Annotated in this window: 19 protein-coding genes; 6 read left to right on the top strand and 13 right to left on the bottom strand. The window is 47.2% G+C overall.

Annotation, left to right across the window (positions count from 1 at the left end):
* The first annotated feature begins 118 nt into the window (after window positions 1–118).
* Together NSS66_RS12245 and NSS66_RS12240 are read left to right on the top strand one after the other, a co-directional pair.
* On the top strand, window positions 119–844 hold the full coding sequence (locus NSS66_RS12245; protein WP_340959017.1) for a copper amine oxidase: 726 nt from the start codon (window positions 119–121) through the stop codon (window positions 842–844).
* Window positions 845–928: 84 nt separating this feature from the next.
* Window positions 929–1,477: a GNAT family N-acetyltransferase gene (locus tag NSS66_RS12240; RefSeq protein WP_340959015.1), complete on the top strand. Its 549-nt coding sequence runs from the start codon at window positions 929–931 to the stop codon at window positions 1,475–1,477.
* Window positions 1,478–1,574: 97 nt separating this feature from the next.
* Here the strand turns inward: NSS66_RS12240 and NSS66_RS12235 are convergent, their stop codons facing one another.
* From NSS66_RS12235 to NSS66_RS12175, 13 genes are all read right to left on the bottom strand, one after another.
* Complete coding sequence (locus NSS66_RS12235; RefSeq protein WP_023990744.1) at window positions 1,575–2,069, bottom strand: GNAT family N-acetyltransferase; 495 nt, start codon at window positions 2,067–2,069, stop codon at window positions 1,575–1,577.
* 104 nt (window positions 2,070–2,173) lie between these two features.
* Window positions 2,174–3,424, bottom strand: coding sequence for an MFS transporter (locus tag NSS66_RS12230; RefSeq protein ID WP_340959013.1), 1,251 nt, complete (start codon window positions 3,422–3,424; stop codon window positions 2,174–2,176).
* A 46-nt stretch (window positions 3,425–3,470) separates the two neighbouring features.
* On the bottom strand, window positions 3,471–5,603 hold the full coding sequence (locus NSS66_RS12225; protein ID WP_340959012.1) for a molybdopterin-containing oxidoreductase family protein: 2,133 nt from the start codon (window positions 5,601–5,603) through the stop codon (window positions 3,471–3,473).
* Between the two features lie 373 nt (window positions 5,604–5,976).
* Entirely contained in the window at window positions 5,977–6,810 is an 834-nt protein-coding gene (locus tag NSS66_RS12220; RefSeq protein WP_023990747.1) for a formate/nitrite transporter family protein, read from the bottom strand.
* 388 nt (window positions 6,811–7,198) lie between these two features.
* Window positions 7,199–8,560: an FAD-dependent oxidoreductase gene (locus tag NSS66_RS12215; protein ID WP_013312369.1), complete on the bottom strand. Its 1,362-nt coding sequence runs from the start codon at window positions 8,558–8,560 to the stop codon at window positions 7,199–7,201.
* 391 nt (window positions 8,561–8,951) lie between these two features.
* Window positions 8,952–9,428, bottom strand: a complete 477-nt coding sequence (locus NSS66_RS12210; protein ID WP_023990749.1) for a glutathione peroxidase — start codon at window positions 9,426–9,428, stop codon at window positions 8,952–8,954.
* Window positions 9,429–9,515: 87 nt separating this feature from the next.
* Window positions 9,516–10,319 carry a (2Fe-2S)-binding protein gene (locus tag NSS66_RS12205; protein WP_075154865.1) on the bottom strand — a complete coding sequence of 268 codons (804 nt, stop codon included), beginning with the start codon at window positions 10,317–10,319 and terminating at the stop codon, window positions 9,516–9,518.
* A 12-nt stretch (window positions 10,320–10,331) separates the two neighbouring features.
* The gene (locus NSS66_RS12200; RefSeq protein WP_023990751.1) at window positions 10,332–11,225 is read right to left on the bottom strand and encodes an ABC transporter ATP-binding protein; all 894 of its coding nucleotides are present in this window, start codon (window positions 11,223–11,225) and stop codon (window positions 10,332–10,334) included.
* Between the two features lie 237 nt (window positions 11,226–11,462).
* Entirely contained in the window at window positions 11,463–12,476 is a 1,014-nt protein-coding gene (locus NSS66_RS12195; protein ID WP_028540726.1) for an LLM class flavin-dependent oxidoreductase, read from the bottom strand.
* A gap of 104 nt (window positions 12,477–12,580) precedes the next feature.
* Entirely contained in the window at window positions 12,581–13,744 is a 1,164-nt protein-coding gene (locus tag NSS66_RS12190) for an AI-2E family transporter (protein WP_023990752.1), read from the bottom strand.
* 150 nt (window positions 13,745–13,894) lie between these two features.
* Entirely contained in the window at window positions 13,895–14,908 is a 1,014-nt protein-coding gene (locus tag NSS66_RS12185; protein ID WP_013312376.1) for an LCP family protein, read from the bottom strand.
* 91 nt (window positions 14,909–14,999) lie between these two features.
* Window positions 15,000–15,902, bottom strand: a complete 903-nt coding sequence (locus NSS66_RS12180; RefSeq protein WP_023990753.1) for a cation diffusion facilitator family transporter — start codon at window positions 15,900–15,902, stop codon at window positions 15,000–15,002.
* Window positions 15,903–16,111: 209 nt separating this feature from the next.
* Window positions 16,112–17,710, bottom strand: coding sequence for a DEAD/DEAH box helicase (locus NSS66_RS12175; protein ID WP_340959010.1), 1,599 nt, complete (start codon window positions 17,708–17,710; stop codon window positions 16,112–16,114).
* 335 nt (window positions 17,711–18,045) lie between these two features.
* Here NSS66_RS12175 and NSS66_RS12170 point away from each other — a divergent pair, with 335 nt between their 5' ends.
* The 4 genes from NSS66_RS12170 (at window position 18,046) to NSS66_RS12155 (ending at window position 20,561) form a co-directional block, all read left to right on the top strand.
* A complete protein-coding gene (locus NSS66_RS12170) occupies window positions 18,046–18,669 on the top strand; it encodes a hypothetical protein (protein ID WP_340959009.1) in 624 nt (207 codons plus the stop codon).
* Window positions 18,670–18,708: 39 nt separating this feature from the next.
* Window positions 18,709–19,353 carry an immunity 50 family protein gene (locus NSS66_RS12165; protein WP_023990756.1) on the top strand — a complete coding sequence of 215 codons (645 nt, stop codon included), beginning with the start codon at window positions 18,709–18,711 and terminating at the stop codon, window positions 19,351–19,353.
* Window positions 19,346–19,753, top strand: a complete 408-nt coding sequence (locus NSS66_RS12160) for a hypothetical protein (protein WP_053326289.1) — start codon at window positions 19,346–19,348, stop codon at window positions 19,751–19,753. The genes NSS66_RS12165 and NSS66_RS12160 overlap by 8 nt, the downstream gene beginning before the upstream one ends.
* Before the next feature lie 178 nt (window positions 19,754–19,931).
* Window positions 19,932–20,561, top strand: coding sequence for a hypothetical protein (locus NSS66_RS12155; RefSeq protein WP_023990758.1), 630 nt, complete (start codon window positions 19,932–19,934; stop codon window positions 20,559–20,561).

Genomic DNA, 20,561 nt, shown 5'->3' with positions numbered 1-20,561 from the left:
CCTTATGCTCTCTTCAGCAAAAAAAGTGACAAGTTATGAAAAAGAGTTAACATTTTCGGCAAATAAATTCGTTATAGTGTATATATCTTTTATTTTGTCCGGAAAAGGAGACCCACCCGTGTTTAAGCTGCTCATTGTGATCCTGCTGTCTATGCTTTTGTCCTCTTCCGTCATGACTTCCGGTCATCCTTCATCGGACCCGGTGAACGAAACCGTACAATCTCGTCCGCTAGCCAGCGCTCCAGAAGACCCCTCCGTCCATTTATATGCCGTGAATCCGTCACAGGGACTATTCCATTCGGCTGTACTGGAAATCGGTCAGCAACGCCGCACATTCCGATGGTCGGGCTCGGCAGATATCTCCACCGCACCACAATTATATTACAGGGATGTGAACGGGGATGGTGTCCATGAAGCCGTCGTGATCCTCACGCGTGCCTCGGGAACGGGTGTCGAATTGCAGGAGTTGCATATTGTTAACGCACGCACGATGGAAGAATATGCGGTCGAATCGGCAGCAGATGCTGTGTCCCAGCGCGTACACAGCTCAGTGGAGCTACGTGATCACGACCGCCAGGTCCATATTGCTGTTACGATTGACGGTGCTACACATACGATGGACCCTAAAGCATCAGTATTTTACGATGATCCAGCCCAATTTACAAAGCATCTCGATTTTAGCTCTGTCGTAATGTATGATGCCGAACAACTTCCTCTGCAAGCCACTGTATCTGGCAGTGTATCCCCAAGCGAATTTGTAGGGGATTTGGATCTGAAATATGTATACGAGCATGAACGGTTCCGGGTGGGACCTATAGAATTTGAAGCTTCCTCTCCCTTTTGACGACTCTCGCAGAATAAGGTAGCATGGGATTAAATGCTAGACTGGCTGGTTTAGCGATTTTCCGAGTGAAAGAGGGGATCAATCATGTTTACATATGCGTTGGACGAACGCACAGTCCTTCGGCCGCTCACCAAGGAGCATATGCAGCCTCTGTTTGAGCTGATCGAAATGTCCCGTGACCGCCTGCGTCAATGGCTTCCATGGGTAGACTCTACCACGGAAATCAGCCACACAGAGCAGTTCGTGCAGGGCGCCTTGAAACAAGCCGCAGAGAACGGTAGTCTGACCGCCGGAATTTGGATAGACAACGAGCTTGCTGGCATCATCAGCTACCATGAGATCAATTGGACTCACCGCTCCGTTAGCATCGGATACTGGCTTGGACACGGGTACGAAGGACAAGGTCTTATGACCAGCGCCTGCCGCGTATTCGTTGAATATGCTTTGATGGAGCTGGACTTGCATCGGGTCGAAATCCGTTGCGCAACTACGAACCGCCGCAGCCGCGGTATTCCGGAACGTTTGGGCTTTGTGCTCGAAGGCATTGTGCGCGAAGCGGAATTGCTGCCCGACGGCTACATGAACCACGCAGTGTATGGTATGCTCCAAAATGAATGGAAGCAACTTCGGTAATATTGATGTACAACAACGCCGCAGACCTGATCAGGTCTGCGGCGTTGTTTGTTTAGGCCGGGCATAAAACCGAATATTACTGTCTGTAGCCTCCCGCCTATTTTAAGAAATAGGCCATTAACACATCATCCACGAATTGGCCTGCTATGTAAAACTCCTCATGCAAACGTCCTTCAATCGCGAAACCGCTTTTTTCATAAAACATAAGGGCTTCCGTGTTGCATGAGAGTACACGCAAACTCAACTTGCGTATGCCCTCGGCAGCTGCAATGTCCTTCATGGAGTTCATGAGCGCCGTCCCAATACCTTTACGATGATAAGCTGGATGTACAGCTATATTTATTTCGAGTACATGACAATTACTAGCCAACAGCGTTGGAGAACGAAATCCAATATACCCGCAGAGTACTTCCTGTTCGATGGCGACCAGTTGAGAGCCTGGAGGCGTATTGCGCAGAAACTCTCCGCGCGACTTCCAGGACAGCGAAGCGGGAGCCGTGCGTTCATTCCATACCAATTCATCCAGCGCAATCAGATCAGGAGCATCCTTCATCTCCGAATGACGTATTGTCAAGGGTTGACTTGTAAACAATTCCTTTCAATCCTTCCTGTGAAGGCTTTCCTGAAGCAATAACTACAACCATTCGTCACTTATTGTACCATAATTACAGCATATTACTGCACTTTTATTAGGACTTAAGAACTGGGAACATCTACCTTGGGTGTCGTAGTATCCAAAGTATCCGAATGATGCCGGAAACGGTTCAACCAGCTATGCAGGACGAAAAACAGGATCGACAACACCGCTACGCCTGATGCCAGCCAAAGTGTAGGCGGTAACCCACCGCCATCATACAACTTCCCCATAATATAAGGCCCCATTACCCGTCCGGCTGCGCCAATACCCCCCACAAGCCCAATGTAAAAGGGTGCACCCCGACCTCCATGATCAGACAGGAATGCTGGAACCGCAGGTGCAATCAGCATTTCTCCCAGGGTCGCCAGAACCATAGCGAATATCATCCCAGTATAGTTCTGTGTGCCCAGCATGACAATATAAGCCGCCAAATAAAATCCTCCGGCCCATGTCATTTGCGCTGAAGCGTGATGAGCGTACAGTCGTTTTATCCAAAAAATAATGGGTTGTGCGGCAAAAATAAGGATACCATTCAGTGTCCATAGTAACCCATACATCGTTTTAGGCAAGCCCTGCTCAATAATATGGGGAGACACTCCTGTATTCCAGATCGAATTGCCGAACCATAAAAAAAGCGAGCCTACCCCCACAAAGAGATACAATCTGGTATCACGAAACAGCAAACGAGCTGGTATTTCCTCTCTTTTCTTCACGGACTTGCTGAGCTGTACTTCTCCCTCTTCCCGATCCACCCTACTTAGATAAGACCAGAAGAACCCGGCAAATACCGCAGAAGTCACCCCGTTCATCACAAAGCTGAGCTGATAGGAAAGGTCAGCCAGAACGCCGCTCAATCCCGTACCCACTGCAACCCCAATATTGTTAGCGACATAAATAATATTAAACAGCTCTCCACGACGATCAGCGAAACGAAAACCTACAAAGGCCTGAATCGCAGGCACAGATACGACATTAAAAAAGCCTATAAAGCCCATCATGATGACAAACGCTACCCAATGACCACTGGTAAATGGAAGCGTGAGAAGTCCCAGCGCGTTCATCGCCAGTGAGCCAACAATCAATTTTTTGGCTCCAATACGATGATAGAGGGCTCCGCCCAGCACTTGACCAAAAATTCCGCCCAGAGACTGCACTAAAATCGCAATCCCTGCATCTCCCATACTACGGTTCAGTTCGTCAAACACATACATGCTGACCAACGGCCACATCAATGAACTTCCAGCGGAATTAATCAGGCTAGCAATGAGAAACACTTTCACTTCTTTCGGATAAGACTCCAACCATTTCATATCTTTTGTTTCTCCTTTTGCATCTGACGCCATAAATGGCATTATCTCATTGGTGCTTCACATTCACCACCGTTGAGAAGAAAGTAGCCCCCTGTCCCATATCCGACAGCCGATCAGAGGTTAACACATTGGCACGCTGTCTGCGTCCTTTGCCTTCCCACCATAATCCCTGGCTAATCACTGTACCGGGCAGCATCAGATCGGTGACTTTGGCTTTCAGCTCATACGTCCCCCGATCATTCCATACGGTAACCGGTTCCCCATCTGCGATGCCTCTTGTCTGAGCATCCTCCGGGTGAATTTGTAGCAAGGGCTCCCGCTCCAGCCGCTGATGCTTGGGCAAGTTAGCGAAAGTAGAATTCAGAAAATTATGGTTTGGCGGTGAAATAAACATTAATGGAAACCGCTCGTCCGCTTGCGGTCGATGCTCTCCATCATACCCTTCAATGAGCGGCACATATGAAGGCATCGCGGGCAGACCTGCTTGTTTCATTTTCTCCGAATATAGTTCAATCTTGCCTGAAGGCGTGGTTAGACGATCCAAATAAGTGGACTTTGGCGACATATCGAGCTTTACAAAAGGTGACTCTTTTAAGGCTTCCAAGGTTACACCGTTGAGATAAGGGTTCGTTGGATTATCAAGCGCGCCTGCGATCATGTCCGCTTCACTTTCCGTAAAGGCAACTTCGTCAAAGCCCATAGCCCGTCCGAGCAGGCTAAACAGCTCATAATTGCTTTTGCTTTCCCCGAGTGGAGCAATGACGGGTTCCTGCATCTGGACATAGTGATGCCAGTAGGATTTATATAGGTCCGTACCTTCAAAGGAAGACGCTGCAGGCAGCACAATATCGGCATAACGGGCCGTATCCGTAAGAAACAGGTCATGTACGACTGTGAACAAATCCTCTCGTTCAAATCCTTCAGTCACCCGTTCCGAATCGGGAGCTACAACTACCGGGTTACTACAGTATACAAATAACGCCTTAATCGGCTGTTCCTTCTGTAGCAGCGCTTCTCCGATCCGGTTCATGTTGATCACCCGGGCATCCGGGTTCTGTCGCAGATCAGGACGCGCCAGATTGGCGCCGTTAAATTTGCCATAAGCGCCATTAGAGCGTGACGCTCCCCCGCCGTGCTTTAGCCATTGTCCAGTGAGCGCAGGCAAACATGTAACTGCACGTACGTTCATACCGCCATTATCATGATGCTGAAGCCCATTGCCGATATTGATATACGCTGCTCGCGCAGTTCCGTACATTTCCGCTAAACGGATAATATCTGCTTCCGGCACGCCGGTAATCCGCGAAACTCGCTCTGGTGTATATGTCTTAACATGCTCGCGCAGATCCTCATAGCCTACCGTGTAGCGATGTAAAAATTCGTCGTCCGTCAGTCCCTGAGCGAACAGCACATTCATAACACCCAGCGCGAGCGCCGTATCCGTCCCCGGATATAACGGAATGAACCAATCCGCCCATTGCGCCGTCCGGTTGCGATGAACGTCAATAACGACCACCTTAGCACCCTTTTTACGTGCCTTCTCAGCCAAAACGACCTGATGCATGTTGGTGCTAATGACATTTCCACCCCACACAATAATGAGGTCTGCATCCTCCGTGTCCTCCGGGCTGGTGCCGCCCTTAAAGCCCATAACGGATGCCCAGCCTTCATTCCCAGCCACGCTGCAAATCGTCTGATCCAGTTGGCTTGAACCCAGCGCATTAAAAAAACGGCGATCCATTCCATCCACACTCAATACGCCCATATTGCCATAAAAGCTGTAGGGGAGAATAGATTCCGATCCGTCCGTACGTATCAGCTCCTTGAATCGACCTGTAATGGTATCGACCGCTTCCTCCCAGCTAATTCGTTCAAACTTCCCTTCTCCTTTGGGGCCTATACGTTTCAACGGATAGAGCACCCGATCAGGATCATATACCCGCTCCGTCATATTGCGAACTTTGTTACAAATAGCGCCTTTGGTAATAGGATGATCCGGGTTCCCAGTGACCTTGACTATCTTTCCATTTTCCTTGTGAAGCAGGAGCCCACACGTATCCGGGCAATCTAACGGGCATACAGCCGGAAAAATACCGTCCTGCTGCTCCGTCATCCGCTGTCCCCTCTGTAAGTCTTGTTGAAGCGTGGCCTCAGGAGGCGCGCTATTGCGATGATCCATAGTGTTGATGCTCCTTTCCGTTACCGTTTCCAAAAATTACACTGATCTTATCATATCCACAGCTTTGGCCTATGGCAAGAGAAGGATTTTCCCACACAGCCGCTCTCCAAAATATTAAAAAAATCCGTCTGCTGCATAGAGCAAAACGGATTTTTTTAAGAATCATAATTTTTTTCGACATCCTGTTTCATCATATCTTACCGAGGGTAAAAGAGATCAAGGCATTATGGGACGAGAGCACACTCATCCTCCATGCCAAATCATGGACCACTCCCAAAAAAATCCGCCATGACAGGTTTCGTTCCCCCGGGCCTGTCATGGCGGATTTGCTTTGTTTATTGCTGTTTAAAGTGCCGTAATTAAGCAGGATCACTCAACGGATTTGATGTGCAACCGAAGAAGTAGTTGGAGATTCATTCACTGGATGTGCGTTGGCTTGAGGCTTTTTCAAATAGGCCAACCAGTAGGCTCCAGCCACAAACAGGCTACCTCCTACCAAATTCCCCAGCCAGACCGGAATGAAGTTCATAACATAATCTGCCCATGAAAAGTGGCCTGCAAAGATAGCCGCCGGAATGAGAAACATATTGGCAACAACGTGCTGAAATCCAATAGCGACAAAGGCCATGGTCGGGAACCAAATCCCCATAATTTTGCCGCCAATTGAGTCTGTGCTATAAGCCAGCCATACAGCCAGTGCTACGAGCCAGTTACATCCTATACCCGATATAAAAGACTGCAAAAAGCTTTCATGTAGCTTATGTCCTGCCATATCCACCACTTTGTCCAGGTAAGGGCCCGTTTCTGTCAAACCCAGCACATGGCCAAAGAAAAATGCAACGAATAACGCACCCGCAAAATTACTGAGCGTAATAATCGCCAAATTACGAAGCATGGCCCCTGTCTTAATCCGTCCTGCCCATCTCGCCAAAGGAACCGCCATCATATTGCCGGTCAGCAATTCTCCGCCGGCGATCAAAACTAATACCAGACCTACAGGGAACACCGCAGCTCCAATAAAGGTGGCAATGCTTCCCCATTCTTTAGGCGCACTTGCAATAACACGTATATCCAGCAAAAACCCGAGTGCAATAAATGCACCTGCCAAAAATCCCAGTACCACCGCCACAGTCCACGGGTTGTTCGCCTTGGCCACTCCTGTTTCCACCGTCTTTTCGGCAATTTGCCCCGGTTTATAGCTCGCCATATGTCCCCGCTCCTTTAATATCTTTTCACTAAAATGTTCTTCTTTCATATTTTATTTAAAATCAGTGATTATGTTTGTGAAAAAAATCACTTTATCAAGCATTAAAAAAACAGCCCTTGGAAAAAGGACTGTCTTTTCTGTATTATTACATCTACTGCGCTACTACGCGCTTTGCATTTAGTTGTATTCTTCCTTTTCAACTGCTCTCAAGAACCAAATAACTCCACCGAGGCCTACCAGCGCTACGACTACAAGAAAAAGGATATAAAACAAATCCATAAGCTACTTACCCCCTAATCCTTATGCTACTCTATATTGTACTATAAGGATTCGTCCATACGTCTCAGATTGTTGACAAACTTATGAACAATGTCACAGACAAACCGAATTATACAGTAACTGGGTTCCGTTCGGATATTGTAGGCAATGCTTGTAAACCTGCTGCGTTCAGGAAATTCCAAGGCTTGTTATAATGTGGCTGGAAGAAGAAATCGACAAAGGCCAACTGGTCAATGGTCATATGATTTTGAATGGCTACGGATAGCGTGTTAATGGATTGCGTCAAATCCACCTTCGACATAATTTGTGCCCCCAAAATTCTCCGTGTCTCCTGCTCATATACCACTTTCAGTAATACCTTTTCGGAGGTTGGCATAAATTCAGGCCGGTAGCTGTCCTCAATGGTTACAGCTTCTACAGTCATGCCTTCGTCCGTTGCCGCCGCTTCCGTCATGCCTGTTCCTGCAATATTGTCTTCGTAAATTTTGATACCCGAAGTTCCTTGGGTTCCCATGTAGGCAATGGTTGGTTGTACCAGATTACGTGCTACCAGCGTACCCATACGAACTGCGTTGGTTGCCAAAGGGATATAAGCCGTTTTGCCTGTCGGATTATAGCGGATTGCACAGCTGTCACCTGCTGCAAACACGTCCGGGCAGCTACTTTGCATATAGTTATCCACAATGATCGCACCGTTAGGCAACATATCTACCTGACCTTTGAGCAGATCCGTTTGAGGTCGGAAACCGATGCAGAGAATAACAAGCTCTGTTTCATATTCTCCTTTAGAGGTCACGACTTTACTTACCTTACCGTTCGTACCCTCAAAACGACTCACCGTCTCGCCAAGTACCAGCTTAATGCCATGCTCCTTCAGGGAACTTTCAATCCGGTCTGTATACTCATGGTCCAAATACTTATTCAATATACGATCAGCACTGTCGATCAGTGTTACATTTTTACCGTTCATTTGGAAAGCTTCTACCAGTTCAACACCAATGTATCCAGCTCCGACAACTGTAATGTTCTGTACATGCTGGGCTTTCTCAATGATATCATTCGAATGATTATAGTTTTTACAGAGCAAAATATGATCAAGTTCAATGCCTTCCAGCTTCGGAATAATAGGCCATGATCCTGTGGTCACAATTAATTTATCAAATGTGTCTGTAAATTCTTCACCTGTTTGGAGATTACGTGCATGCAGCGTCTTGCCTGCCGTATCCACACTCGTTACCTCATGAAGCATCTTGGTCTCTACACCCAAGTCAGCCAGTTGATCTGGAGACGAATAAAACAGTCCGTGCGGATCTTTGACGACACCACCTACGTACAGAGCAATACCACAAGATAAGAATGAAATATTATCATTACGCTCATAAACGGTAATTTCGGCATCTGGATAACATTTAGCTGTGTTGACGATAGCTGCCGTGCCTGCGTGTGTACATCCGATAACTGCTACTTTCATGTTAAATTCCTCCTTGGTGTGTGGGCATAAAATGTATAATAATTGTGAATAGTTTCACGTAAACAGCTCGTTAGCGTTTGTGATTTATTTCACTTCATGCGCTTATTATAGTGTGATATTTTTCACATTACAATAGCTTTTTAAGATATTCACAATTTGTCCACATTTAAAAAAGAAAGGATATACGAGTTCAGTCGTTTGCTGAAATGTTTCTTTGCTCCATCCAGTTTTCCCTGTAAGCCTCCTGATTATGCCCTTGGAATCGACCTTCACATGATGCAACACACCTTAGACAAATGCATATGTAGAGAACAAAAAAGGTCCGTTTCCCGGAGACATTCCGGAAATCAGACCCTTTTTAAACATATACGTTGGAATTAAAGCGAAGCTACTATAGCAATTGCTCAATAGCTGCTTTCATCGCTTCAGGTGACTCCTTCGGTTCAAAACGACCCACAGGTACACCTTCACGATTCACAATGAATTTCGTGAAATTCCACTGAATTGTCCCATCTTCCTGTTCTCCAGGCTGTTGCTTTTTTAAATATTCAAACAGAGGCGCTGTATCCGGTCCGTTGACGTCCACTTTGGCGAATATCGGGAAACTAACCCCATAATTCAATTGGCAAAATTCAGCCGCTTCCTCGCTGCTGCCCGGCTCCTGACCGCCAAATTGGTTGCAAGGAAATCCTAATACAACTAATCCCCGATCCTTATATTCGTCATAAAGCTTTTGCAAATCCCCATATTGAGGGGTAAGTCCACATTTACTGGCGGTATTCGCAATAACCAGCACCTTACCGGTGTAAGTATCCAGAGAAACCTCCTGATTCGCTGGTGTTACGGCATTATGTGAATAGACAGACATACAGCATCCTCCTTCGTGTCGCTTGGTTTAGGTTACATAACCTATTTTAACCAAAACGTGACGGACATGCCAACATCCACAGTGACTTTACCGTGATGCCATCACTTCGAGTCTGCGTTCTTCGCGTTCGGAAGCGGACATTTTTGGGCAAGCATAACAATACCGCTGGCCTCCACCTGTCTTGTAATATTGGCAACAGGACGGTTTCATGTAGGTATTTTCACCGGGGCGGTAAGGATTGTCTAATTCAATGAGACGAACCGTAAACGGATTTCTTTTACGCCCGAATACCTCTCCCTCCAGCTCACGTGTCACATACATATAATCTTGTTCAAAGCGCTCCACATCCTGAGGATCAGTCAACGATGGCTGTACTCTATCCTTAAAATACAGCAATGTCAACGGAAACTGTCCCCACATTTGCCCAATAGATGCGCTCCCCACTGCAGCTATTGCCTCCAATATGGGCCGCATCTGCAAACTGTAAAAGTCACGTAACGCTTGCTGAGCCTGTCCGGAAGAATGGTCATCCCCATTGTTCCGCGTATTGTCCAGCTCTGTTAGGTCGATGACCTGGAGGCTAATAGAGGGATATTGACCTTCATAACAAATATGAAATCTGAGATTGGAAACGGACAGATCCAAACGGCGTTCACACAGTGACACCATAAAATGCTGTGCAAACACGAGACCACGCAACTGGTTCACAAAATAAACGGCTGCGGTTAAATCGTCTTCAGCACGCAGAAGATCGCCGTAATACTCCATCACAGAGCGGATTTTCTCTGGTTCAAGCCATTCGGCCACTGGGCCGGAATATACTGCATCCTCCGGCGTGACTCTCACTATTTTCGCTAATTGCTCAAGCTGATTGTAATCCAGTGGTCTCATGGTATGTCCCCTTTAACCTCTTGCCGCTACTTGTGGTCTGGCATCACGTCGCTCGGCAACAGAACCCACGGGTTGCTTCTCTTCCACATTCATTTCCTTTACTGCTTGGCTTACCGCTGGCTGTCCAGCCAAAGCATATGGAAGACAGAGCGGTACACCCGTACGAGGATCTGTTACAATATCCGCCTCAATCCCGAACACCTCGCGCAGCACATCAGGAGACATAACCTCAGTTGGAGTTCCTACCGCCTCGGCCTTCCCTTTTTTGATCGCAATCATATGCTGAGCATACCGGGCCGCATGGTTCAAATCATGTACGACCATAACAATGGTGCGCTCCGCCGAAGTATTCAGATACTCTAGCAAATGCAGCACTTCCAGTTGATGCGCCATATCTAAAAATGTCGTCGGCTCATCCAGAAACAAAATATCCGTATCCTGCGCAAGCGCCATAGCAATCCAAGCACGCTGACGCTGACCGCCAGAAAGCTGATCAATCGGACGATCGTGGAACTCACTCATTCCCGTTACTTGAATGGCCCACTCTACCATTTTGCGATCTTCCGCTTTCATGGAACCAAAGCCTTTTTGATAGGGAAAACGTCCGTAAGATACCAGTTCCGTCACGGTTAATCCTTCCGGTGCAGTCGGATTTTGTGGCAAAATAGCCAGCTGTTTAGCTACTTCCCGGGTGGATTGCTTATGAATGGATTTACCGTCAAGCAGAACACTGCCGCCCTTAGGATTCATGATGCGAGCCATCGTCTTCAGAATGGTGGACTTGCCAGAACCATTTGCGCCCACCAAGGCTGTGATTTTCCCTTGCGGTATTTCTACGTTCAGATCTTCTACAATCAATCGATCTTCATAAGCAATATCCAGATTTGCCGTTTTCAGACGAAACATTTGGAATCATCCCTTTCCCTTATCCAATATATATAGTCACGGGCTTAACGCACGACTTTCATCAAAACTTCATTCTATCTTTATATAATAAAGATATTGATAATCATTATCAAGTGTTTACTGGTTTATTTCCTATATCATACAGTGCATATCATCCAATATTCCCTCAAAAAATTCAAAAAAAGATCACAGCTCCTCGAAGCTGTGATCTTTTAAATCCGGCGAATCGCATTATGACTATACAGAAGACAGTCCAAATGCTTCAGCCATGAGACGTATAGATTTCATTTTGGCATCAAAGTCGTGAATAATGCTCGCAACCATGATCTCCTGTGCATTATAGTCCTTACTTAATTGCTCAATCTGACGCTTCACCTGTTCGGGCGAACCGACCACCATACGTTTGCGATTCTCACGAATACGCATCCGGTCAAACGGCGTATACGGATACGCCAGTGCCTTTTCGACGGAAGGTGTTCCAGCGGAGCGCATTCCCTGCTCTAATAGTACAAGAGACAAGTCCATACTGGAAGCCAACCGATTCGCCTCCTCTTCGGTGTCCGCACAGATCGCAAATACGGCAACAAGCGAACGCGGTTGGTCACTATGCTGGGAAGGCTGGAAGCTTTCCTGGTATTCCTTCATAGCCCCTGTGCCGCCTTCACCATTAATGAACTGCGCAAACGCAAAGCCCACGCCACGCTCGGCTGCCAGACCTGCGCTATCACCGCTGGAGCCGAGCAACCACATTTCCGGTACAGTTTCTATGAGCGGCATCGCCTGTAGCGAACCGAAACGGTGATCATTGCCTGTGCTGTCATGTAAATAAGCTAACAGGTCATCCAACTGCTCAGGGTATAGATCTACGCCACCTCGCATTTTGCCTTCTTGCAGTGCTCTGGTAGCAATGGGCATTCCTCCAGGCGCTCGTCCCAGACCCAGATCAATGCGTCCCGGATACAACCCCTCCAGCACACGAAAGTTTTCCGCTACTTTATAAGCGCTGTAATGAGGCAGCATCACACCACCCGACCCCACTCGAATGGTTGAAGTCCGGGCGGCCAGATGTGAAATCAGTACCTCCGGACTGGACCCTGCAAGATTTGCGGCAGAATGATGCTCTGATACCCAAAAGCGATGATAACCCAAGCGTTCCGCCTCTATAGCAAGCTCAGCGGTCTTTTGTAATGCCTGCGCATGCGTCATGCCTTCCGATACCGGAGATTGGTCAAGAATGCTGAGTTTTATCATAAAAGTCTGACCTTTCTATTTTGGAATAAGGATAGGCATTAATTATAGCACGCGTAGCCACAGTTACCCAAGAGGGGGCCATATCAATTTTATAGTGGAAAATTTTATTTCTCGTAAAGACTTGCGTTCTCTTTATCCGCCTCATAGAGATGCGAACGCTTTTTAAAGAAACTATACAGATGTGTAACGATTACTTTCAAGACAGCATATCCCGGAACCGCCAGTACAATTCCCACCACACCAAACAAATTGCCTGCGGTCAGAATAACGAAGATAATCGTGATCGGATGTACTCGAAGAGATTTGCCCATAATTTGTGGAGAAATAAATTTACCCTCAATGAGCTGTACGACTGTCCATACGATAACCATCTTGAGCAGCATAATCGGTGAAGTGACCAAGGCTACAATTAACGCAGGTGTAATGGCAATGACGGGACCTAAGTAGGGGACAACGCTCGTAAAGGACGCAATGACTGCAAGCGTCAGAGAGTAGTCTAATCCAATGATTAGATAACCAATATACAAGAGCGCCCCAATACAGAAGCTGACAATAATCTGCCCACGAATATAGGAACTGACCTGATGGTTCATTTCAGTCATAATGCGATCTGTTTCTTTACGAAACATAGGCGGGAGCATTTTCAGGATAAACTGTGGCAGCTTGTGTCCATCTTTTAGCAAGTAGAACAAAATAAATGGAACCGTGGCAATCGCAAGTACCGTTTCTGTAACCACACCCAAGAAGCTGCCCACACCCGTCCATGCATTATTAATAAAACTAGATAACTTTTCAGAAGCTTTGGAGGCCAGCTCAGATGGATTAATTTGAATGGTGTTCTGGAACTGGTTTACAAAATCGCTGCCGATCAGTTTCTCGAATTGTCGTTGTACTTGCTCGCTATAGGCAGGGAAATTCTGGATAAGCCCCTGTATTTGATCGCGGATTACAGGTACCACCGATGTAACCACAATCGCAATAACCCCTATAATGAGCAAAAACAGTACAATAATGGAGTATATTCGTTTCACCTTATTGCGCTCCAGTACATCAACCAACGGATTGAACAGATAGTACAACACGCCGGATAAAATGACAGGGAGAATTATCGTTTTCAGCAGCACCATGACAGGTGTGAATATGTATGAAATTTTGGTAAGCACCAAGATATTCAAGCCGATCAGCAGCAGTACCAGCAGGAATAACACAAACTTGTTGTTCAGAAAAAACTTCTTGAATCGGTCTTTCCATGCCGGAGTTATTTCCACACCACATTCCCCTTCTCTTTACACAATTGAGTATACGTTCTTCATAGATACGATATATTTTTGGAACAAAATATACAAGGTTATACCCAAATAAACACAAAAGCAAACAAAGTTGTACGTCATCGTACGAACTTCGCTTGCTTTCGAGGGTTATGGAGTATCATTTATCGTGGTTGCAGCATCCACCGTCGTGGTCACAGGTTTGTTCTCCTGTTCAAAAAGATTCTGTATGAAGCGCTTGAGCTTTCTTTCGTCCACACCCAACACCTGCGCACCCTTAATGGTTTCCCCACGTACCAATTCATTTGGTGGGATTTGCTGCTTCGCTACTGTTGTTGCATCGATATTAAAGCCCAATGAAGCCAATTGCAGCATTTCCGTAGTACTGAGATTCGTTTCAATATAAGGAGAAATGCTATTTAAAATACTTGGCAGTTTGATTAGAGATGAGGTTGACTGAATTTTACCGCCAAGCTCGGTAATGAATTTGCGTTGCCGCTCCGTACGCGTAAAATCGGAAGTCGCATCATGACGGAAGCGTACATATTGCAAGGCTGTTTTACCGTCCATGTGCTGCATTCCCTTTTTCAAATCAATATCAAACTGGTGTTTATCTGCCTTGGAGGTATAGTGCATATCTTTTTCGACATCCAGGTCAATACCACCCACAGAATCAACCAACGCAATAAAGCCATTAAAATCAGTATATACATAATATTGAATCGGTATCCCCAACAGGTCGCTCACGGTCTGTCTGGTTAAATCCGGTCCACCGTAGGAAAAAGCAGCATTCAATCGACTTTGCCCATGACCTGGGATATTGACGTACGTATCACGAAGAATCGACATAAGTGTAGCCTTTTTCGTAACCGGATCAATAGAAGCAACCATAACGGAGTCAGAACGCCCTGAATCCTCTCCACGGGAGTCGCCGCCTAGCAGCAGAATATTCACTCTTTCTGTCCCATCCCATTCTGGTGGGAGCGATACCTCTACAGGTTGTACATTGGTTTGAGTTTGTGCCTGCGGTTTGAATTTCGAATCCTGTCCGGAAGCAACCGAAATTTGGTTCGTAAAATGATATATAGAATACGTATAATATCCGCCCACTAAAAGAACAGCCGCAGTCACAGAAATGCCTAACCATTTTAAAAATTTTCGCATATTTTCGGGTAACCTCGCTTTTATTCATCATCGTTCGGCTTTTAAAAGCATACCCTCCCTGCAAGTTATCTGTCAATTCGCGTCGTCTGTTCTAGTGGTCGTCTGGATACCATGGATTCAAATGGACAAGCACCTCATAAACCCGCGGTTCCTGCTTCATGACAGCCCCCTTAATCAGTCGGATAATATCGTGTCCCTGCTGAATCGTCAAAGAGGCATCCACTGAAGCGCGGATATCCACGATAATATAATGGCCGTGCTCACGGGCACGGATACGGTCAATACGTTGAACCTCAGCTACACTCAGTGCGGCTGCGGCGTAGCTTTCAATTTCCTCCGTGGCAATCGCTTTTTCCATAAGCACATCTATGGATTCACGGCCCATTTCCCACGCTAATTTCAGAACTAGCAATGCCACTACGAATCCCGCAATAGGGTCACCGTAGGATAAGATTGAAATGCTCCAGTGCTCCCCAATCAGCCCCAAACCGATACCCAGTACAGCAGCCCCAGAGGCGTACACATCAGCGAGATGATCTTTTGCCGTTGCGATAAGACCCTGACTATTGGCCGCTCTCCCGATACGAATCGTGTAGATATACAACCACTGTTTCCAGAGCAAGGAAATAATGGCGGCCACCAATGCCAGTATATGCTCCTGTGGCATCGGTTCGAACAGTGCTGCAATCGAATGATAGCCGATAAATATGCCCGCTCCAAACAATATGACCGCCACCACGCTTGCACCGATCACTTCTGCTTTGCCGTGACCATAAGGATGATCCTCATCCGGCGGCTGGCTGGATATGCGCATCGCTCCCAGTGCCGTTGCAGAGGCAATCACGTCCCCGGCATTATGCACACCATCGGCCACCAGCACCTTGCTGTTGAACATAAGTCCTGTAATAATTTTAATGCCGGTTAATAGGATGTTGCTAATCAGGCTGATCCATGCTGAGACCATGGCGCGCTTGCCCATATCCTGTTCCTGCATGATGTATAACCCCTCCAAATTTATCTTTTGAAAGATGTATCCTGAACGCTGATCATTTATTTCAAGGTAGCTCCGCTACTCATGTCATCTTATGGTGCTGCTCCTTCAAGCGGTATGGGTGAAGATTACAATAGCCCCGGAAGATGAGCCTCCCCGGGGCTATTATGATAACCATAGTGGAGTATTCTATGAGAATACTCCTGTTTTATCTATCTGGACCGTCCGCGACGGCCGCCTTGTCCTTGACCACCACGCGGGCCGCCTTTGGCTTGTCCACCACGCTCGCTGCTTTGTCCTGCCGAGCGACCTTGGCCTCCGCGTGCAGAACCGCCGCTGCTGCGGTCATATCCGCCACGCTCGCTGCTTTGCCCTGCCGAGCGGCCTTGGCCTCCGCGTGCGGAACCGCCGCCGCTGCTGCGGTCATATCCGCCACGCTCGCTGCTTTGTCCTGCCGAGCGGCCTTGGCCTCCGCGTGCAGAACCACTGCTGCTGCGGTCATATCCGCCACGCTCGCTGCTGCCGCGGCTAGAACGACGTTCGCCGCCTGTGGCATCACGACGACCCGCCTGTTCGCGGCCGCTGCCCCGGCGTCCGCCGCCGGAGTCGTTGCCGCCGTAGGAACGGCGGTCGTTTCTGCCCGAACGGCGTTCTCGACCCTGTCGATCAGCCGTATCGGAAGCAGGTCTACGCTGTCCGCCGCCCTCACTGCTGGTGAATGTGACACCAGCAACTTTCTGGATGTTCCGAAGCTCTGGAACATCTCTTGGCGTAGCGAGCGTCACTGCCACGCCTTTGCCTCCGGCACGGCCGGTACGCCCGATGCGGTGGATGTAGCTTTCGGCATCCTGTGGCATGTCATAGTTAAAGACATGCGTGACGCCTTCTACATCCAGGCCGCGCGCAGCTACATCAGTCGCTACGAGCAATTGGAGTTTCGCTTCCCGGAACGCCTTCATCACTTGCTCCCGCTTGTTCTGGGACAAATCTCCGTGAAGCTCACCGCTCTCAAAGCCCATCTCTTGCAGCTCTTCGTTCAGTTTGGCAGCCCGGCGCTTCGTACGGCAGAAAATAACAGCCAAGTACGGGCGATCCGTATTCAGCATATCCACCAATGCCTGTTGCTTACCACGGTCTGTTGTTTGCACAACGACCTGACGGATTTGGCTCACCGGAACGGAAGAAGCGGATTTCACTTTGACATCTACGGGTTCGTTCATATATACACGAGCCAGCTTGCGAATACCAGCTGGCATCGTAGCGGAAAACAACATCGTCTGTCTCCGGTAAGGAACCTCCTGAAGAATCGTCTCCACATCGTTCAAAAAGCCCATGTGTAACATTTGGTCGGCTTCGTCCAGGACCAGCATTTTAATGCCACCCAGATCCAGCGTGCCACGTCTCAGGTGATCCAGCAGTCGCCCAGGTGTACCAATAATCAGTTGTGCGCCGCCTTTCAGTTTACGAAGCTGACGCTCTACGTCCTGTCCTCCATAAACAGCCAGTAAAGACAAACTTGGCTCCGTCGCAGCCAATATGTTGGCTTCCTCTGTAATTTGGAGCGCCAATTCACGCGTAGGTGCAATCACGAGCGCCTGCGGGTGTCGCTTATCCAAATTCAGCTTTTGTAGAATCGGCAGTAAAAACGCAAGCGTCTTCCCTGTTCCCGTATGTGCCTCGGCGATAACATCCTGACCTTCCATCAACAGTGGAATCGACTCCTGCTGTACAGGAGTTGGGGATGAAATTCCCTGTTCTTTCAAGGCTTCTACCCAATGCTGCTCTACGCCTAATGCTGCAAAATTCTTCAAGTGGTATTCACTTCCTTTTTCTGTATTCAATATGTGTCACGTAAAATAGGTTCATGTGCCATATGACATCTATCGTTCCATAGTTCAGAATTCCCATTTTTGTATCGGTTCTCATTCTCCCCTTTTCAGGAAGGGAGCTTATCCGTTATCGTTGAATCTGTTCATGTAACCAACATACGACCGCAATGCGGCTCAGGCCCGTTCCATCTATGACTTTCCTAGTATACGCGAAGTTGAACTGGTTTCCAAACGATTTTAATGAACAGTACCACAGTCAATGTAAAAGGTGAATTCGATCTTCATGTCATATATTATGGTATATGAATTGGTAATTCATGAATAAAGGATGGATGCTTGTGGTTAACAAGCTGCATTATAATTTCATAATGACCGGTTCCTTGTCGGAGAAGCACACTTTGTTTGCCGAAGAGTGCTTTACTAACCTGTTCGATTGTTTTGAAACGCTCCTGAATATATCAGGAATCCGCAATACCCGTGTGTCAGTCTATCAAGCCGGGGCTAAAAAGGCCAAACACGGTAAGATTCGCTGGGACAAGCAGGAGTTGCTTCGTATTGTTACCGATGATGAATTGATTCCGCTGATGCTAGCTATCGAGGCTCCCAGTATCAAATCATCCTATAACAAAGGGACAACGCCGGAAGTGTACATTCTTTTGTCCAATGACCCCATGTGCCAATCTTCTAATCATTGCGGCATGCTCGTTTCAATCCGTCAGGACGTTTATGAAAGTATCGACCAAGCAATCGTCGAAGACGTTATGATGAAGCTGAGCCAGTGGTTAAAGGCAAACAAGCTGCTACACAGCTCGCGTAACTTTTATACTGGCAGTAAAGCACGCGCTATTATGGATATTCTTCCATTTATGCTCGAACAGGATACCCCGGATATGAAGTATGTTTTTCAAACGTGGACTCCGTTCCCTTTACCACACACTTAAACAATCCGTCATACCATTAACCCCAGGAGGCTGCAATTTATGCAAATTCAAGTTCAAAAGGTTGAAAAAAAAGAGAACGAATATCTCATTCATTATCAAGCCGGGGGAGCGTTGCCGTTCGTTCCGCATGATATTGTTCTGATCCATGGCAAACAGTATTTTATAGGCACGATTTTGAAAGTAGAGCCGGAACAAGCCCTTGTACGTATCAATCCAGAATATGAAGACCAACTGGCAGGGTCCATCGGACTGGAACTGGCTTTCTCTCCAACCGTTTCTATTCAAGGAGCAGACAGCATTGTCGAGAAGCTCGGCTATTTCCCTCCCTTTCATTATGACCGAATTACAGCTGCTAATATGACGAAAGACCAGATTACGCTGACGATTGAGCTATCCTACGCTAGCGTGCTTGTCCCTAAATCACCGGATCTGGAGCCTTCGGCTGAGGCACCTGTAATCCCTGAAGCTCCAGTAAAAGACGTCCCACGCTATGCAGTGACTTTTACATTTCTGGAAACCAAAGAGCATGTATTAACTCCTGTAGAAACAGAAAACATCATCTTGCAGCTTGATTTCCGCTATGAAGAAGCAGACATGGTCGTTGATATCGATGCCTTGTCGGGACTGTCAGGTAGCTTTCTGTGCAGAGGTATCCGCGCAGAGATTAAGGAGCTGAATGAATAAACAGGAGGCTCGCGAGCTATTACGTTGTCATTCTTTTATTCACGATGATCTGGAGCATCCCAAAATGCAAAACGGATTTCTAGGGATGCTCCGCCCCTTTCAGGGAGAACTGATCGAGGACAACTTCCATGAACTGATGACCATCATTGAAGTTCTCGCAGATGAGTTGGAGAAACCATCCGTAGAACGGGAGCTGATTGCCGCTCTGTGGGGGATATGTCAATATACACGGGCATGGGCATTGTATCCTGATAGTATGCTGCAGCGAAACAACCTGCTGACCGTAGAGCAGATCAACACCCTCGACGATTGGATTGATACGATCTCCTATGCGGTTATGGTGCTGCTGGAGGGTGGCGGACGGGAAGAAGCTTTATCGAACTACAGACATGAGAGTTGATCCGCAGTGATACATATATCTTAGTCAAGGAGGCCGCTTGTGCACTGCTTCGCGCACATAAAAGCATGCCTTTCGCACAACATGCTCTGAAGCAATTATTGCAGCATGAGGAATTCGGTGCATCTGCCAAACGGGAGCTGTCCACATAATCGACAACCAAAGGAGAATCACTCTACTTATGCGTGTAAGAATATTTATATTCATATTGATTATCGGGATTATATGTGTGCCTGCCTATTTTATTATGAGTAGCTTTGGATTATTTCAAAATGAAAAGGTGCTTGTACATTACAAGCTTGCCATTGAGGTAAAGGATAAAAAGTATGATGCCTGGCCTTTAATCAGCAGCTATACCGCTATAGATAAAAAAGGGGACAATCGTCAGCTCTACTATCAGGCGGAGGGCTCAGGCATAGAGTATCTGTTTCAACTGGCGTATGGACAATATGAACTCCGACCCTCCAAGGAAAATCCTTTTCTGGACGGGGGAGTCCACTACACCATGGACCATCCTGAGTATGTGCGTGAGGAAAAGCAGTATGAGAATGCTAACGACTACACGGAATTAACCCATTATTACAATCAGCAGGAACAGATTATTTATACCTATAATCCCAAAGCCAAGCTCGATAAAACATACGTCCGTTCCATCATCACCGCTGGGATGACTCGCACGACCGGTAGATCAAGCCGTGCGGTAAAGGATGACTATATCAATATCAGTAAGCTGTTTAAGGACAAGCTGGGAGTGAATGTGAAGGTAGATGTGGATGAGGACAACAAAATCGTCACCCTATCCATGACATGA

It is taken from the genome of Paenibacillus sp. FSL R10-2748 (genome assembly GCF_038005565.1).
Lineage (GTDB): Bacteria > Bacillota > Bacilli > Paenibacillales > Paenibacillaceae > Paenibacillus > Paenibacillus polymyxa_B.
Note: the sequence above shows the minus strand (reverse complement) of the source record. Positions and strands in the feature narration are given on the sequence as shown.